Annotated in this window: 8 protein-coding genes; 1 reads left to right on the top strand and 7 read right to left on the bottom strand. The window is 62.8% G+C overall.

Translation table 11 applies throughout. From position 1 onward, the window contains the following. Window position 1: 1 nt before the first annotated feature. Entirely contained in the window at window positions 2–10,999 is a 10,998-nt protein-coding gene (locus JFT66_RS23035; protein ID WP_198860233.1) for a non-ribosomal peptide synthetase, read from the bottom strand. A gap of 229 nt (window positions 11,000–11,228) precedes the next feature. On the opposite strand from JFT66_RS23035, the gene JFT66_RS23030 reads away from it, so the two are divergent. Further along, the gene (locus tag JFT66_RS23030; RefSeq protein ID WP_198860232.1) at window positions 11,229–11,438 is read left to right on the top strand and encodes a hypothetical protein; all 210 of its coding nucleotides are present in this window, start codon (window positions 11,229–11,231) and stop codon (window positions 11,436–11,438) included. On the opposite strand, the gene JFT66_RS23025 is transcribed toward JFT66_RS23030, so the two are convergent. From JFT66_RS23025 to JFT66_RS23000, 6 genes are all read right to left on the bottom strand, one after another. After that, window positions 11,420–12,592 carry an MFS transporter gene (locus JFT66_RS23025; RefSeq protein WP_034120096.1) on the bottom strand — a complete coding sequence of 391 codons (1,173 nt, stop codon included), beginning with the start codon at window positions 12,590–12,592 and terminating at the stop codon, window positions 11,420–11,422. The two genes, JFT66_RS23030 and JFT66_RS23025, sit on opposite strands and share 19 nt — an antisense overlap. 41 nt (window positions 12,593–12,633) lie before the next feature. After that, on the bottom strand, window positions 12,634–13,989 hold the full coding sequence (locus JFT66_RS23020) for an MATE family efflux transporter (protein ID WP_198860277.1): 1,356 nt from the start codon (window positions 13,987–13,989) through the stop codon (window positions 12,634–12,636). Between the two features lie 19 nt (window positions 13,990–14,008). Next, window positions 14,009–14,584 (bottom strand): DUF2239 family protein, encoded by a 576-nt coding sequence (locus tag JFT66_RS23015; RefSeq protein ID WP_034120098.1) that lies wholly within the window; start codon window positions 14,582–14,584, stop codon window positions 14,009–14,011. Window positions 14,585–14,658: 74 nt separating this feature from the next. Further along, complete coding sequence (locus tag JFT66_RS23010) at window positions 14,659–15,306, bottom strand: nicotinamidase (protein ID WP_198860231.1); 648 nt, start codon at window positions 15,304–15,306, stop codon at window positions 14,659–14,661. 196 nt (window positions 15,307–15,502) lie between these two features. After that, entirely contained in the window at window positions 15,503–16,276 is a 774-nt protein-coding gene (locus JFT66_RS23005) for an L-iditol 2-dehydrogenase (protein WP_153838368.1), read from the bottom strand. A gap of 18 nt (window positions 16,277–16,294) precedes the next feature. Then, the gene (locus tag JFT66_RS23000) at window positions 16,295–17,605 is read right to left on the bottom strand and encodes an ABC transporter substrate-binding protein (protein ID WP_198860230.1); all 1,311 of its coding nucleotides are present in this window, start codon (window positions 17,603–17,605) and stop codon (window positions 16,295–16,297) included. Between the last annotated feature and the right edge of the window lie 17 nt (window positions 17,606–17,622).

Raw genomic sequence — 17,622 nt, 5'->3', positions numbered from 1 at the left:
TTCAAATCGCCTCTAGTTCGCTCAGAAAGTCACGAAGATCATCAAAGTCTTCCGCGGTACCGGCGCGGAAGGTGGCAGCGGCCTGCACATAGGCGCGCAACGAATCGGTCTGGAACACTTCCACCAACGGCACGTCCAGGCCCAGTTCGGACTGGACGCGGGAAGTGATCTGGATGGCCAGCAGTGAATGGCCGCCGATTTCAAAGAAGTTGTCGTTCAAGCCCACCTGCGGCAGGCGCAGCACGTCGGCCCAGATCGCGGCGACCTGTTGCTCCAGCTCGGTTTGTGGCGCTACGTAGTGTTGCTGCAGCTGGCTCGGATCCGGCTCGGGCAGGCCTCGGCGGTCAAGCTTGCCGTTGGGCGTGAGCGGCATCTGCGCCAGGAACATGAAGTACGCCGGCACCATGTAATCGGGCAGGCGAGTTTTCAAGGCGCGGCGCAGGGTGTCGCGGAATACGGCTTCGTCGGGCATCGCCTCTGCCGGCACGACATACGCCACCAGTTGCTTGCCGGTCGGGCCGTCCTGGGCGACGACAACGGTTTCACCGACGCTATTCTGTTCACGCAGGCGCGCTTCGATTTCGCCCAATTCAATGCGAAAGCCACGGATTTTCACTTGGTGGTCGACACGGCCGAGGTAATCCACCACGCCATCAGGGCGGCCACGGGTCAGGTCGCCACTGCGATAGACACGGCTGCCAGGTTTGCCGAACGGGTCCGGCACGAAACGTTCGGCGGTGAGTGCCGGACGCTCCAGATAACCCCGCGCTACGCCCTCGCCCCCCAGGTACAACTCACCGGCCACGCCGATGGGTTGCAGGTTGAGCTGTGAATCGAGCACATAGCCGCTGCGGTTGCCCAGCAAGGTGCCAATCGGTGCGTAGACAGCGCCGCATGGGTCGCCTTGGCGTGCTTTCCACAACAACGGTGTGACCACGGTTTCCGTCGGGCCGTAGCCGTTGAACAGATAGGTGGGCTTGAGCGCGCGCCATGCCAAGTCGTAGCTGGCTTGGGCCACCGCATCACCACCGAAGCAGTAAACCCTGACCGCCGGTGGGTTACCGTCACGCTCGGCATGTTCGGCCAGCTGCTGCAGATAAACCGGTGGGAACACTGCCATGGTCACGTTATGACGGTGCATCTGCTGGTAGGTGTACTCCGGCAGCCACAGGCTGTCATCACGGATCAACACACTGGCGCCATTGATCAGCGGGTGCATCCAGCCTTCGTGGGAACCATCGAAGGCAAAGGACATGAAGTGCAGCTCGCAATCGGCCGGGCTGGTTTCATAGCGTTCGCCGGTGGCGATGATATGCGCAACCAGAGGCCCGTGAGACACCGCCACGCCTTTGGGCATACCGGTGGAGCCCGAGGTGTAAATCACGTAGGCGAGGTTGTCGCCGTCCAACGAGACGTCGGGCGCGGTATCGCTGTAATCGGCCCAGTCTTCGCTGCGATCGATTGCCAGGGTGCCCAGGCCTTCAGGGATCGGCAGTTGCTGCAACGCACGGGTATGGGTCAACAGCAACTGCGCGCGACTGTCCTCCATCATGTACAGCAGGCGATCACGCGGGTACTCGATATCCAGCGGCACATACACACCCCCCGCTTTCATCACCGCGAGAAAGGCCACCATGATTTCGGCGCTGCGCGGCATGGCGATCGCTACGCGTACCTCCGGGCCGACGCCACGGGCAATCAGAGCATGGGCCAGACGGTTGGCCTGGCGATCCAGTTCGCCGTAGCTCAGGGTTTGCGCGTCGAACTTCACCGCCACCGCGTCCGGGGTTTGCAGGGCGCGGTCGCCCACCAACTCGTGCACCAGGCGCTGGGCCGGGAAGCCTGCGCCGCTGCAATCCCACACTTGCAGAATGTGCTGCTGCTCGTCAGCGTCAAGCAACTTCAACTGGCCAATCATCTGCTGCTGGTCGGCAACCATGGCCTGCAACAGGTTCAGCCAGTGACGCGCCATGCGTTCAATAGTGGAGGCTTCAAACAGGTCGGTGGCGTAGCTCAGGGAAGCGGCCAAGCGGTCCTCGGCCTCCTCGATATCCAGGGTCAGGTCGAATTGCGCGACCGCTTCATCCCAGCTCACCGGGCTCATGTCCAACTGTGCCAAGCGCTGCAAATGGCGACCGGACAGGCTGATATGGTGGTTGAACGCCACCTGGAACAATGGGCTCAGGCTGAGGCTGCGTTCAGGCTGCAAGGCTTCCACCAGTTGCTCGAACGGCAGGTCCTGGTGGGCCTGGGCCTCCAGTGCGCGCTGCTTGACCTGTGCCAGCAACTGATGAACGGTGGTGTGCCCGTCGATATCGGCCTTGAGCACTTGGGTGTTGACGAAAAAGCCGAGCAGGCGTTCGGTCTCGACACGGTTGCGGTTGGCGATCGGCACGCCAACACGGATGTCCCGCTGGCCGCTATAGCGATGCAGCAACACCTGATAGGACGCCAGCAACAGCATGAACAGCGTCACGCCTTCACGCTGGGCCAGGTGCTTGAGACTATCGATCAATGGCGTCGGCAGTTCGATATTCAAGCGTGCCCCACGATGGGTCGGTACGGCGGGACGCTGGTGATCGAACGGCAACTCCAGCACCGGTTGCTCACCGCCGAGCAGGTCGCGCCAGTAATCGAGTTGACGGGCCTGCTCCCCCGCCTCCATCCAGTTGCGTTGCCATACGGCATAGTCGGCATACTGGATGGGCAGCGCCGGTAAGCGCAGGTCCTGGCCCTGGCTGTAGGCGGCGTAGAGTTGCACCAGTTCGTCGACCATGACTTGCATCGACCAACCGTCAGAGATGATGTGGTGCTGCACCAGCACCAGCACATGTTCGTCTTCAGCCAGCCGTAACAGGCTGACGCGCATCAATGGGCCCTGGCGCAGGTCGAATGGCTGGGTGATCAGCGCTTCGACCATCGCCTTCAACCCTGCCTGGTCGGCGTCCATCGAAGCTAACTGAACGCGTGCCTGCGGGTTGATGACTTGTACGGTGCGTGCGGTTTCCTGGTGCAGATGAGTGCGCAGGCTTTCATGGCGCGCCACCAGCGTGTCGAAAGCGCGCTGCAAGGCGACCTTGTCCAGCTGACCTGTGAGGCGCAGGGTGCTGGGTACGTGATAGGCCGCGCTGGTGGGGTCCAGTTGCCAGAGGAACCATTGGCGTTCCTGGGCATAGGACAACAGCAACGGTTGGTCACGCGCTACCGCCGTCATCTGGGGTGTTGAGTCGTTCACGCGGCCCAGGGCCGCCACGAATTCCCTCAACACTGGCTGTTCGAACAACGTCTTGAGCGCCACCTCGATACCCAGGCCATGGCGCACGCGGGACACAACCTGCGTCGCCAGCAACGAATGCCCACCCATCTCGAAGAAGTGATCACTTAGCCCAACCCGCTCGGCACCCAGCACTTGCGCCCAGATAGCCGCGACTTGTTGTTCCACGGCGCTCACCGGCGCAATCCAATTGGCCAGGGACTGGCTGGCATCGGGCTTGGGCAGTGCGGCGCGGTCCAGCTTGCCGTTGGGGCTCAACGGTAGCCGGTCAAGTAATACCAGGTGCGCGGGCACCATGTAGTCCGGCAGTTCCTCGCGCAGGGTGGCCTTGAGCTGTTCACACAGGGCGCCCTGGGCTGATTCGGACAGCGCCTGGCTGGCCACCACATAGCCCACCAATTGGTTATCCGCGGCGATCACCAAGGCTTCGCGCACACTGGCCTGGGCCAGCAGCCGCGCTTCGATTTCGCCCAATTCAATCCGGAAACCACGCACTTTCACCTGGTGGTCGATACGCCCCACGTACTCGATCATGCCGTCGGCGCGGTAGCGTGCCAGGTCGCCGGTGCGGTACAGGCGGCCCGCCCCACCGGCGCAGAATGGGTCGGGAATAAAACGATCCGCCGTCAGATCAGGGCGGTTGAAGTAGCCTCGTGCCAGCAGCGGCCCCCCGATCACCAGCTCGCCTGCGACACCTACCGGCACCGGGTTGAGGTTGGCATCCAGCAGATAGATGGCGCGCCCATCCAGCACGCGCCCGATAGGCATCATTGACGGCAAGGCTTCGCGACCGTCCACGTAGGCTGCGCAATCCAGCGCGGTGGCGGTCACAGTCGCCTCGGTCGGGCCATAGGTGTTGAGCAGGCGCACATGCTGCAAACCCGCCTCACGCCACGCGTTCAGCCCTTCCGGCGGCATGGCTTCGCCACCGATGTGCAGTTGGCGAAGGCGTCCGTAATCGCGTGGCCCCCGCTCGGCAAAATCGCGCACCAGTTGCAGCCAGTAGGCGGTGGTCAGGTCGACCACGGAAATGTCGTGGTCGAGCAGTTGCTGGTAGAAGGTGTCGCTGTCCCACAGGTCGCCGCCGCGCACCACTACGGCTGCGCCGCTGCACAAGGCCGGGTACAGCTGCTCGACGAAACCGTCGAAATTGAAGGTGCCAAATTGCAGCACGCGGTCATGGAATTGCAACGCAAACAACTCACAGAACACTTCCACATGCCGTGCCAGTGAAGCCTGGTCGATGCCCACACCTTTGGGTCGGCCGGTGGAACCGGAGGTGAACATCACGTAGGCCAGGTGGGTGGGCTGAGCCCGTGGCAATGGGTTTTGCGCGCTGTAGTCGGCGAGCCAGCCGGACGCCTGCTCCAGGCACACCAGGGTCAGGTTGTCAGTGATCGGTAACCGTTCAAGCAGCGGCTGCTGGGTCAGCAGCAGTTGCAAGCCGCTGTCTTCGATCATGCACTGCAGGCGCTCGGCCGGATATTTGGGATCCAGCGGCACATAGGCGCCGCCGGCCTTGAGCACTGCCAGCAGGCCGACAATCATCTCCAGGGAGCGGTCCACCGCCACACCCACCAGGCTATCGGCGGCGACGCCCAGCTCGATCAGACGATGGGCCAAACGGTTGCTGCGCACGTTGAGTTCGGCATAGCTCATGCGCTGTTGATCGAGGATCAGCGCGATGTTATTCGGGTGCAGCGCTGCCTGTTGCTCGAAGCGCTGCAGCACGCTGGCCTGGGCCGGTTGAGCAGCGTGAGGCGGGTTCCAGTCGTGGAGCACGCGCAGGTGTTCATGGGCAAGCAGCAACGGGATCGCGCCGAGAGCTTGCTGCGGGGCGGCAACATACTGCTGCAACAGACCTTGCAGGTACGCCGCGATGTGTTGCACGGCGTCAGTGGCAAACTCCGCGCACAGGTATTCCAGGTGCAGGCTCAGGCGCTGGCCGCCATGTGCGGTAAGGGTCAGCGGGTAGTTGGTACGCTCCTGATGACTGACGTTACTGAAGCGTAGGCCGATGTCGTCCGACTGTTCCAGGCTCTTGGCCACCGGGAAATTTTCGAACACCACCAGGGTATCGAACAGCGCCTCACCGGCCGAGCCGGCCCAGCGCTGGATATCAAACAGCGGCGTGTGCTCATGCTCGCGCATTTCCAGGTTGAGCGCCTGTACCGTGCGCACCCAGTCGCTGACGCTCTGCGCCGGATTGGCCGCGGCAATCAGGGGCAAGGTATTGATAAACAGACCGACTTGCTGCTCGACACTCGCCAACTGCGCCGGCCGCCCCGACACCGTCACCCCACAGGTCACGCTGGCCTGGCCGGTATAGCGCTGCAGCAACAATAGCCACGCCGATTGCACCAGCGTGTTGAGGGTCACCTGATGAGTACGGGCGAAGGCGACCAGGCGCCGAGTCTGGTCCTCGTCCAGCTCGCAGCGAACTTCACCGTATGCACCGGCATTCAGCTCTGCGGTCTTGGCCACGCTGTGCGCAAGGTGCGTCGGCTCGTCCAACTGCGCCAGGCGTTGGCGCCAGAACGCCTCGCCCAGCGCCGGATCCTGTTGCTGCAGCCAGGCAATGTGTTGGGAAAACGCCGCGCCAGTTGGCGGCAGGGCCTGCCCCTTGCAGACTTGCAGCACTTCGTTGAGGACCAGCGCGTTACTCCAGCCGTCCATCAAGATGTGATGGCTGGTGTAGATCAGGTGCCAGCGATCTTCGGCGCTGCGTACCAGCGCCACCCGCAGCAACGGCGGGCGGGCCAGCTCGAAGCCTTGGCGATGGTGCTCGGCCGCCAGGCTATCCAACGCAGCACTGAGGTCTTCACGCCCGCGCCAGTCGTATTCGGTAAACGGCAGACTGACCTGGCGATATACCACTTGCAGGGCCTGGCCCTGCTCGTCCTGCCAGACAAATGCGGTGCGCAACATGTCGTGCCGCGCCAGCACCTGCGCCCAGGCGTCCTGGAAGCGCGCCACATCCACACCCTGAACATCGGCGCGCAACTGGCTGACGTAGACGTCGTCCTCGCCCTGCCGATACAGGCTGTGGAACAGCATGCCCTGCTGCATCGGCGACAGCGGGTACAGGTCTTGCACCTCGCGCGACGGCAGCGCCAGGTCGTCCAATTGCTGCTGGGTCAGTCGAGCCAGGGCGACATCGGCCGGAGTGAAAGCACCTTGCTGCGGATCGATGCAATGCGCAATCAGCGCCAGCAGCTCTTGCCGATAATCGTCCGCCAGACGCTGGACAGTCGACGCCTCGAACATCTCACGACTGAACCCCCATTGCAGCGCCAGCTCGCCGCCATACACCTGCCCTTCCACCGTCAGCCAGTTGGCCAGCGGTGCCTCGGGGTCCTGGGCCTGGCCGCTGCTTGCGCTGGCCGGCACAAACAACGCCGACTCATTGAACTGGCGATCAAACTGGCCCAGGTAGTTGAAGGTGATGCGTGGCGCAGCCAGGTTCGACAGGCTTTCGCGGGCCTGCGACGTGCCCAGGTAACGCAGCAGGCCGTAGCCCAGGCCCTTGTCGGGCACCGCGCGCAGTTGCTCCTTGACCGACTTGATCGCATCGGGCAGCTCGCCTTCGGCGTGCAGACGCACCGGGAACAGGCTGGTGAACCAGCCGACGGTGCGGCTCAGGTCGATGTCGTCGAACAGGTCTTCACGGCCGTGGCCTTCCAGCTGGATCAACGCGGCGGGCTGCGCGCTCCAGCGGCTGATCACCCGCGCCAGGGCGGTCAGCAGCAGGTCATTGACCTGGGTGCGATAGGCCGCTGGTGCGTCTTGCAAGAGGCGACGGGTTTGCTCGGCGTCCAGGCGCGTTTCCAGCTTGGCACCCAGACGGTTTTGCAGGCCGCCCTCGGGATGATCGCAGGGCAATTCGGCGTCGATGGATTGCGCTTGCCAGTACGGCAGTTGCGCATCGAGAGTTTGCGCGTGGTTGTGCAGCTGTTGCGCCCAATGCTGGAAGGCACTGGTTTTCGCTGGCAGCGCCTGGTCGCGGTAAGCCTGTTGCAGGTCTTCAAGCAGGATGCGCCAGGACACGCCATCGACGACCAAGTGGTGGATTACCAGCAGCAAACGTTGGCTGCCATCGGCCATGTTTACCAACGCAGCACGTAGCAGCGGGCCTTGCTCCAGGTCGAGGCTGCGCTGGGCTTCATCACACAGCGCCGCCAAGTCGGCGTCGGTGCTGGCGTGGGACTGCCACAACAGCGGTTCGCTGAGCGGTGCAGCATGGCTCTGCTGCCAGCCATCGGCCTGCTGCACAAAACGCAGGCGCAAGGCGTCGTGGTGGTGGATCAGTTGCGTCAAGGCCGCGTCAAGCCGTACAGGCTCCAACGCTTCACGCGGGGTCAGCAGCAAGGACTGGTTCCAGTGATGACGCGCCGGGATCGCCTCGGCGAAAAAGCTCTGCTGTATGGGCGTCAGGATCACCTCGCCGCTGACCGGGCCTTGGTCGATCACGCTGACCTGGTCGAAGCTGGCCACGAGCGCCAGGCTGCGGACGCTCTGGTACTGGAACAGGTCGCGTGGGCTCAGGCGAATACCGGCCTGGCGGGCGCGGCTGACCACCTGGATGGAGATGATCGAGTCGCCGCCCAGTTCGAAGAAGTTGTCATCCTGGCCGACTTGCTCAACGCCGAGTACATCACTCCAGATCGCTGCCAAGGCTTTTTGCAAGGCGTTTTGTGGCGCGACAAATGCCTGTTGCAGCGCCGCGTCCGGTACTGGCAATGCCTTGCGGTCGAGCTTGCCGTTGGCGGTCACCGGCAATTTGGCCAGCATAATGAAGTGGGTTGGCACCATGTATTCCGGCAAGCTTCTGAGCAGCCAGGCCTTGAGGTCGGTCGGCTCCTCGCCTTCGAGCACCAGATACGCGACCAACTGCTTACCGCCGTGCACCAGCACTACCGCTTCGCGCACTTGCGCGTGCTGCATCAGGCGCGTTTCGATTTCGCCCAGCTCGATACGCAAGCCGCGCAGCTTGACCTGATGATCGAGGCGGCCAAGGTATTCGATCACCCCATCGGCACGTTGGCGCACGCGGTCACCGGTACGATACAGGCGCTCGCCGGTCACGAACGGGCTGGGTACAAAGCGCTCGGCGGTCAACGCCGGGCGCCGGTGGTAACTGCGCGCCAGGCCGATGCCGCCCAGGTACAGCTCGCCGCAAACGCCGGCCGGCACCGGATTGAGTTGCGCGTCCAGCACATAGGTGCCGAGGTTGGCGATCGGGCGGCCAATGGGCACGCTGTCGGCGCCTTCGTCGACGCAGGTCCAGTGGGTGACGTCGATGGCCGCTTCGGTCGGGCCATAGAGGTTGTACAGCGCCGTATGCGGCAACTTGGCGAACACGTGCAGTTGCGCATCCAGGGGCAAGGCTTCGCCGCTGCACACGATACGCTTGAGGCTCGTGCACGCCTGCACGCCCGGCTCGTGGATGAACGCCTGCAGCATCGACGGCACGAAGTGCAAGGTGGTGATAGCGTGCTGGCCGACGGTTTCGATCAGGCGCGCCGGTTCACGGTGTTCGCCAGGCGCGGCAACCACCAGGCGCGCGCCGGTCATCAGCGGCCAGAAGAACTCCCACACTGACACGTCGAAGCTGAACGGGGTTTTCTGCAACACCGCATCACTGGTATCCAAGCCATAGGCCTGCTGCATCCAGCTCAAGCGGTTGACCAGCGCGCGATGGCTGTTGCCGGCGCCCTTGGGCTTGCCGGTGGAACCAGAGGTGTAGATCACATAGGCCAGGTTCAGGCCATGGACAGCCACAGCGGGCGCTTCGCTGCTGTAACCGTCAAGCCACAGCGCGGGCTGGTCCAGGGCAATCACCTGGATACCGGCGGCGGGCAGCGAGGCCAGCAGGCTCTGCTGGCTGAGCAGCAGTTGAACGCCGCTGTCTTCGATCATGTAGGCCAGGCGTTCCTGGGGGTACTCAGGGTCGAGGGGCACATAGGCGCCACCGGCCTTGAGAATCGCCAGCAGGCCGATGACCATCTCGATGGAGCGCTCGACACAGATCCCCACCAGCACGTCGGGGCCTACACCCTGCTCGCCCAAGGCATGGGCCAGTTGGTTGGCACGCGCATCGAGCTGGGCGTAGGTCAAGGTGCTCGTACCGAACACCAGTGCCGGTGCATTCGGGGTGCGCTGTGCCTGGTCTTCGATCAGGTGATGAATGGCGCGTTCGGTCGGGTACGACTCGGCGGTCTGGTTCCACGTGTGAACCAGCCGTTGCTGCTCGCTGGCATCCAGCATCGGCAGCTCGCCGATACGCTGTTCGCCATCCACCACCATTGCCTGCAACAGGCTGATCCAGTGTTGGGCCATGCGCGCAATGGTGGGCGCGTCGAACAGGTCATTGGCGTAGGTCAACGCGGCATGCAGGGTGCCGGATTTTTCATAGGTATCCAGGGTCAGGTCGAACTGGGTGGTGCGGCCTTGCCATTCCACCAGAGCCAATTCCAGGCCGGATGCAGTGCTCACCGACGCGATGTCGGCGACCACCGGCTGGTGGTTGTACATCACTTGGAACAGCGGCGTGTGGCTCAGGCTGCGCTCGATTTTCAACGCTTCCACCAGGCGCTCGAAGGGCAACTCCTGGTGAGCCTGGGCGCCCAGGGCGTGCTCCTTGATGCCTTGCAGCAACTCGGCAATGCGGGTTTGCCCGCTCAGTTCGGTGCGCAGTACCTGGGTGTTGACGAAAAAACCGATCAGCCCTTCGACTTCGGTACGGTTGCGATTGGCAATTGGCACCCCGACGCGGATATCGCCCTGCCCGCTGTAGCGGTGCAGCAGCACATTGAAGGCGCCGAGCAGCAGCATGAACAGGGTGACGTTGTGTTTTTGCGCGCAACTGCGCAGTTGCGCAGCCAGCGCCGGATCAATCGCGAAGTTATGCCGCGTGCCCTGGTAGCTGGGCATCGCCGGGCGCGGGTGGTCGGTTGGCAGTTCCAGAACCGGATGCTCGTCGCCCAGGCGGGCCTGCCAGTATTCCAATTGGCGCGCCTGCTCGCCTGCTTCCAGCCAGCGCCGCTGCCACAGGGCGTAGTCGCTGTACTGGATCGGCAGCGCCGGCAGCTGCGGCGCTTCGTTGCGTTCATGGGCGTCGTAGCAACGGATGAACTCGTCGATCAGCACGTTCATCGACCAACCGTCGGAGACGATGTGGTGCAGGGTCAGCAGCAACACGTGCTCCTGATCGGCGAGCTTGAGCAGTTGCACACGCAGCAGCGGGCCGTGCTCCAGGTCGAAGGGCAACAGGGATTGGCGGGTGGCGGCGTCGTTGACAGCCTGTTCGCGCTCGGCGGCGGGCAAGGCACTGAAGTCCAGGTGCTCGACCGTCAGCGACGGCTCTATCGGCACCTGCGCCAGACGTTCATCGGCCTGTCGCTGGAACACGGTGCGCAGGGTTTCGTGACGCGCCACCAGGCTGGCAAACGCTTGCTGCATCGCTGGCAGGCTCAGCACGCCGGTCAAGCGCACCGCACCGGGCAAATTGTAGGCGCCGCTGGCCGGGTCCAGTTGCCAGAGAAACCACATGCGCTGCTGTGCATAGGACAGCGCTTGGCGATCCTCCGCCTCCACCCCTGCCGGAATCGGAAACCGGGAAAAATCCACGCCTTCTTTCTGCAACGCTTGCAGGAACAGTTGGCGTTTTTCCAGGGGCAGCCCGATAAACCGGCGAGCAAGTTTCAAGGAGTCTTCAGCGTTCATTTCTTCGAATCCGGGGCAATAGGCGGGAAGCACAAAGGCACGTCGTCCCTATAAAACGAACCGGAAGAGGAAAAATTAGCGGGGATGGGGGGCTGTTGTCCGCGAGAAATGCGGGCTGCCGGGAAGCGTCCTACGAAAAACCAGTACGCTGCCGATATTTTCAGCGATGCGTGCGATCTAGGCTGCCGACGTCAGATTACCCAGCCGGTGACGTGAGGAAAATCCGAGAGTGAATCGCCAACTGCAATACCAAGGCTATACCGGCTCAATTGAATACAGCGCTGAGGACAATTGCCTGTTTGGCAGGCTTTTGTACATCAGCGCACTGGTGAGTTATGAAGGGCAAACCGAACAAGCGTTGGAGGCGGCCTTTCGAGAAGCCGTGAATGACTTTTTTAACCGGGAACGCAACGAAGCCCGTCAGCCCAACCGCCGGTAACCCAACACCGCCGAGCCCAACACCACCGCCCCCGCCGCCAACGCCACCCAGAACCCGCTGGCGGCGCCGAAGTGGTCGATCATCCAACCGGAGCTGGCGGCACCCATGGCCACGCCGATGCTCAGGCCGGTGATCAGCCAGGTCATGCCTTCGGTTAAGCGGCTGGGTGGGACGATCTGCTCGACCATGGCCATGGACACGATCAACGTGGGCGCGAAAAACAGGCCGGAGATGAAAATCGCAGCGGCCAGGCCCGGAATATTGCTCACCAGCAGCAACGGCAAGGTGGTCAACGCCGTGGCTACGCCGCAGCACAGGAACTGGCGCGGCAACGGCGCCTTCAGCTTGAGGGCACCGAAGGCCAACCCGGCCAGGCACGAACCGATGGCATACACCGACAGCACGATACTCGCGGCCGCTGGCTGGCCCTGCTGCTGGGCGAACGCCACACTGACCACATCCACCACGCCGACGATCACACCCATGGCCAGCAGCAGGATCATCAGGATCAGTACCGACGGTGAAGCGATCAGCCAACGGCCATGGGCGCCTTGGTGGGCGTGAACGGGTGGCTCGGTTTGCCGTTGCATTACAAAGGTGGTGACACCCACGGCCAACAACACTGCCGCGACCAGGGGCCCGGCCTCAGGAAACAGCACCACGCTCAAGCCCACGGAAATCGGCGGGCCGACGATGAAGCACACCTCATCCAGCACCGACTCCAGGGCAAACGCGGTTTGCAGCTTGGGCTGGCCGCGATACAGCTCGGTCCAGCGCGCCCGCACCATGGCCGACATATTGGGCATGCAACCGGCCAGCGCGGCGAACAGGAACAGCGTCCAGTTCGGGGCCTGCAAGCGCGTGCACAGCAGCAACATCAAGAGCGCCCCGCCGCCGATCAGCGCGGCAATCGGCAATACCTTGCCCTGGCTATATCGGTCTACCCAACGCGACACCTGCGGCGCACAGAATGCCGTGGCCAAGGCAAACACCGCCGCCACCGAGCCGGCCAGCCCATAGCCACCATGGACCTGGGAGAGCATGGTGATCAAACCGATGCCGGTCATCGATATCGGCATGCGCGCCAGCATGCCGGCCAGTACAAAAGCCCGAGCGCCAGGAACCTGGAACAACTCGGCGTAGGGGTTTGCCATGACTTGAACGCCTTCTGGTCCTTAAATTGCGCAATCTTTTATCACACCAACCGCTTGATCTGCTTATGCCGCCACACCAATCGGTAATAAGCGGTCTGCAACACCAGCATCGCCAGGTACGTCACCGGGAACGCCATCCACACCCCTTCCAACCCGAAGTGGGCGTTGAACAGATACGCCATCGGCAGCTCCACGCAGAGCACGCAGAAGATCGAGATCGCCACTGGCATCAACACCACGCCACTGGCGCGCATGATGCCGCCGATCACCGCCTGGAACCCGAACACCAGGATGCTCCAGAGCATGATGTGCAACAGGTGTCCGGCCCTGACCCGTGCGCCGTCGTCGGTGATGAACAGGCCCAGCAGCCAGTGCGACAGCCCATAACCGAGCACGATCAGGCCACCGGTCAGGCACAGGTTGATCACCAAACCGGTACGCAAGATCGGTCCGATGCGCTCCAGGCGCCCGGCGCCAATCGCCTGGGCACCGAGAATCGACGCGGTGATGGCAATCGACAGCGCCGGAAACTGCACATAGTTGACGATCTGCGTCACCGCGCCATAGGCCGCCGTGGCTTGGGAGCCATGGCCGTTGACCAGCGCCAGGATGACCAATTCCGACAGCGACAACACCACCATCTGCAAACCTGTCGGCAAGCCGATGCGCAGGACTTTGCCGAGGATGACGCGATCCAGGCGCAAGGCCGCGAGCAGCTCGCGGTCCGGCGCCATCACATGGTTTTTATGCCGCAGGCGCAAGATCAGGAACAGCATCGCCAAGGCGTTACCCACTAACCCCGCGTACACCGCACTCTGGATGCCCATATGCGGCAGGCCGATCCAGCCGCGAATCAGCGCCGGGGTCAGCAACAAGCCCACCAGGGTCGAGACCATCAACGCCAACAACGGCGAAATCGTGTCGCTGACCCCGCGCAGCAGTTGGGTATAGAGGATGAACACCAGCAACAGCGGCATGATCAACATCATCATCTGCGCGTAACCCACCGCATCGTCGAGCACATCCACCGGCGTGCCCAGTGCCTGCAACGCCGGGCGTGCGAACAGGCTGCCGAGCACGGCGGCAATCAGGCCCACCAGCGCTCCCAGGGTCAGAGTGGCACCGGTGATCACCTTGACCAATCCAGTCTCCTGGGCGCCCCACGCCTGACCGATCAACACCGAGGCGCCCGCCCCCAGGCCGATCACCAGGGCGATAAAGAAAAACACGATGGGGAACATCCCCGACACCGCCGCCAGCGCCTGGGTGCCGAGCATTTGCCCGACATAGATGCCGTTGAGGGTGCCGGAAAAGCTTTGCAGAAAATTGGACAGCACCATGGGTGCCAGAAAGATCAGGTAGATCTGCCAAAGCGGCCGTTGCTGGGTAACTTCCATGAAGGTGCGGGTCCCTGGGTTATTGAGCTGGGAAGGCATTGCGCGACAACCAGGCCAGGTACGCCTGCAGGTCCGGCGGCCAGTGCGCGATTTTGTTGGAAAAGTCGGCCCGATCCTGGGCAAACAGCGCGCGCGAAGCGTCTTCGAACCCCGGCAGGTCGCCGCCGATGGCGCTCATGAAACGATAGCTGGCTTCCTTGGCCTGGCGCACTTGATCAGCGCTGGCGTGGGCTGTGCGCGCCTCATCCACCAGGCGACGCAAAGCAGCCGAAGCACCGCCGCGCTGCTGGGCGAGCCATTCCCAATGGCGCGGCAACAAGGTGACTTCACGGGCGACCACGCCCAACTTCGGGCGACCCACCGAGGGCGTAGCGGGCGGCTCGTCGTCGATGTCGGCCTGGGCGGGTGACTGCGGCGAATAGCCCGCCGGCCAAGGGTAGTCGACCTGCATGCCGGTGGCATCATCGAAAACCAGCAAGCTACCGGCGGGCAACGCTTGATCGGCAAGGGCCGTGGCGACTTCGGGATAAGTACCGGCAGCAATGCGCTGATGACCTGCGAAAGCGCTGCACAAGGGAAGATTTTGCGTAGGCATGATTTATTACCCGGGTTTTATTTGTTTTACCCGGGTTATATTAGTCAGTATTTTGCGGATTGCAAGGCCCTGGATTAACGTGCGACCAACACGGCCAGTTCTTCACGAGTGCTGCTGATGACAGCACCCGCCTTGAGCAACTCATTCACCGCCTGTACACCGCCCTCCTCGCTGATGCTGCGGCACGCCGGCAGATGCAGGACCACTTGCAGGCCGGCCTTGAGCAGTTGCAGTGCGGTGGTCTTGACGCAGTAATCCAGGGCCAGCCCACCGACGATCACGCGGGCCACGCCCTGGGCCTTGAGGTACTCGATGACGCCGGTGGACAGTTTGTCGTGCAGGTCGTGGTAGCAGGCGCCGTAGGGGTGCAGGTCGGGCTCGACGCCTTTCCAGATGAAGTAGTCGTAGTCATAGGGCGTGGGCAAGTCGTCGAGCAAGGTGAAACCCTCGGTACCCGGCACGCAGTGGCTGACCCACGTCACATCAGCGTGGGCCAGGCCAGTGGGTTGCAGCATCTCGCTGTGCTGCGCGACCACCCAGGGTGCATGCGGGGTGTGGGCGTCCTTGCTGCCGATGCGATGGCCGGCAAGGCTGGCCATGAAGTTGAGCTCGGCGCCAATACGGTCGCCACCGGCCACCGGCAACTCGTTGGGGCATAGCGGTGTGAAGCTCTTCTGGGCGTCGACATCGAATGAAGCGATGGCGGTTTTCTCAAGGGTCATGATGACTCTCCGGTGGCCTGGGGCGGTCTACTTTTTTAATCGAAGCTTTGCTGATCAGCCACGAAGTCATGAACAATAAAGATCAAATGTGGGAGGGGGCTTGCTCCCGATAGCGGTGTTTCAGCCACATATTCAGTGACTGACACTCCGCTATCGGGAGCAAGCCCCCTCCCACATTTTTGAACGGCAGATGACTTTAGTTCATCCAGTTGCCGCCATCCACGTTATAAGTCTGGGCGACTACGTAATCGGCTTCCTTCGACGCCAGGAAGATCGCCATGCCGGTCAGGTCTTCAGCAGTCCCCATCCGCCCGAACGGCACCTCATCCCCTACCCGCTTTTTCTTCTCCCCAGGCGCCAAACCTTCATGCTTGGCAAACAGCGCGTCCACCCCATCCCAGTGCTCGCCGTCCACCACCCCCGGGGCGATTGCGTTGACGTTGATGCCCTGCTTGATCAGGTTCAGCCCCGCGGATTGCGTCAGGCTGATCACCGCCGCCTTGGTCGCGCAGTAGACCGCCACCAACGGCTCGCCCCGCCGTCCGGCCTGGCTGGCCATATTGATGATCTTGCCGCCATGGCCCTGGCTGATCATCTGCCGGGCTGCGGCCTGGAGAGTGAACAGAGTGCCGGCGACGTTGATCGAGAACAGCCGCTCAAAGCTGTCGCGGGTGATGTCGACGATGGGCGCCAGGTCAAACAGCGCGGCGTTGTTGATCAGGATATCCAGCTTGCCTGCATGGGCCACCACTGCGGCGATTGCGGCGTCGATGGAGGCTTGGTCGGTGACGTCCATCGCCACGGCGTAGGCCTGGGGCCCCAGGTCGGTGGCGGTGGCCTGTGCCCGTTGCAGGTTGATGTCGGCAATGGCAACGGTGGCTCCTTCAGCGATGTAGGCCTGGGCAAACGCACGGCCAATACCCCGCGCCGATCCAGTGATCAGCGCGCTTTTACCTTCGAGTCGTTTCATGTGGGCGTCCTGTAAACGTTATTTCGGGTAGCCGGCGCGCTTCATCTCGCGCTCGGTGCTGGACTGCGCCTGCTGCAATGCCTGGTCAACCGACATACCGCCGGTGAGCGCCGCTGAGAACAGCTTGCCGACAGAGGTGCCGATGGCCTGGAACTCGGGGATGGTCACGTACTGGATACCCACGTACGGCACCGGTTTGGCCGAAGGGTGCGCGGGGTCGGCGTGTTTCATCATCTCCAGAGTCACCTGGGCAAACGGCGCGGCCTGCAAGTACGCCGCGTTATAGGTGGACTGGCGCGTGCCCGGCGGTACGTTGGTGACGCCTTCTTTCTCGGCGACCAGTTTGATGTAGTCCTTGGACGTCGCCCAACTGATGAAAGCCTTGGCGGCATCCTTGTGCCTGGAGGTGGCCGGGATCGCCAGGGACCAGGCGTAGAGCCAGGAAGAACCCTTGTCGGTGACTTCGGTGGGCGCTGCGGCGAAACCTACGCTGTCGGCGACTTTGCTCTGGCTTTTATCGGTGGTGAAGGAGCCGGCAACACTGGCATCCACCCAGATCGCACACTTGCCGCTGTTGAACAGCGCCAGGGTCTCGTTGAAGCCATTGCTGGAAGCGCCCGGCGGGCCATATTGCTTGAGGGTGTTGACGTAGAAATTGGCGGCCGAGGTCCATTCGGGGCTGGTCAGTTCGGGCTGCCATTGCTCGTCGAACCAGCGGGCGCCGAACGCGTTGGCCATGGTGCTCAGCAGGGCGATGTTCTCGCCCCAACCGGCCTTGCCACGCAGGCACAGACCGTACTGGTCTTTGTCCTTGGCGGTAAGCTTGGCAGCGAACTCACCCAGTTCAGTCCAGGTGGGGTGTGACGGCATGCTCAGGCCGGCTTGCTTGAACAGGTCGGTGCGGTAGTAGGTGACGGTACTTTCGCCGTAGAACGGCAAGGCATACAACGTGTTGTTGACCGACAGGCCCTGGCGCACCGAGGGGAAGATGTCCTCGATGTCGTAGTCGACCGGCAGTTGGGTCAATGGTTCCAGCCAGTGCTTGGCACCCCACAACGGAGTTTCGTAGGTGCCGATGGTGAGCACGTCGAACTGCCCGCCCTGGGTGGCGATGTCAGTAGTAAGGCGCTGGCGCAACACGTTTTCTTCCAGTACGACCCATTTGAGCTTGATATCCGGATGCTGCGCTTCGAACACCTTGGACAGGCGTTGCATGCGGATCATGTCACTGTTGTTGACCGTGGCGATGGTGACAGTGTCAGCGGCGTAGCTGGGTATGGCCAGGGCCAGGCCGGTCAGCAGGAACAGTGCTTGCGGGAGCTTGAACATGGCGGTTTCCACCTGTT

The sequence above is a fragment of the Pseudomonas sp. MF6755 genome (assembly GCF_016405635.1).
Classification (GTDB): Bacteria; Pseudomonadota; Gammaproteobacteria; order Pseudomonadales; family Pseudomonadaceae; genus Aquipseudomonas; species Aquipseudomonas haemolytica.
This window is presented reverse-complemented; position numbering and strand designations above follow the sequence as displayed.

Bases quoted from the DNA above. Each gene is read 5' to 3' on its own strand.
- JFT66_RS23015 (WP_034120098.1), bottom strand. From the start codon at position 14,584: ATGCCTACGCAAAATCTTCCCTTGTGCAGCGCTTTCGCAGGTCATCAG.
- JFT66_RS23020 (WP_198860277.1), bottom strand. From the start codon at position 13,989: ATGGAAGTTACCCAGCAACGGCCGCTTTGGCAGATCTACCTGATCTTT.
- JFT66_RS23005 (WP_153838368.1), bottom strand. From the start codon at position 16,276: ATGAAACGACTCGAAGGTAAAAGCGCGCTGATCACTGGATCGGCGCGG.
- JFT66_RS23025 (WP_034120096.1), bottom strand. From the start codon at position 12,592: ATGGCAAACCCCTACGCCGAGTTGTTCCAGGTTCCTGGCGCTCGGGCT.
- JFT66_RS23035 (WP_198860233.1), bottom strand. From the start codon at position 10,999: ATGAACGCTGAAGACTCCTTGAAACTTGCTCGCCGGTTTATCGGGCTG.
- JFT66_RS23010 (WP_198860231.1), bottom strand. From the start codon at position 15,306: ATGACCCTTGAGAAAACCGCCATCGCTTCATTCGATGTCGACGCCCAG.
- JFT66_RS23000 (WP_198860230.1), bottom strand. From the start codon at position 17,605: ATGTTCAAGCTCCCGCAAGCACTGTTCCTGCTGACCGGCCTGGCCCTG.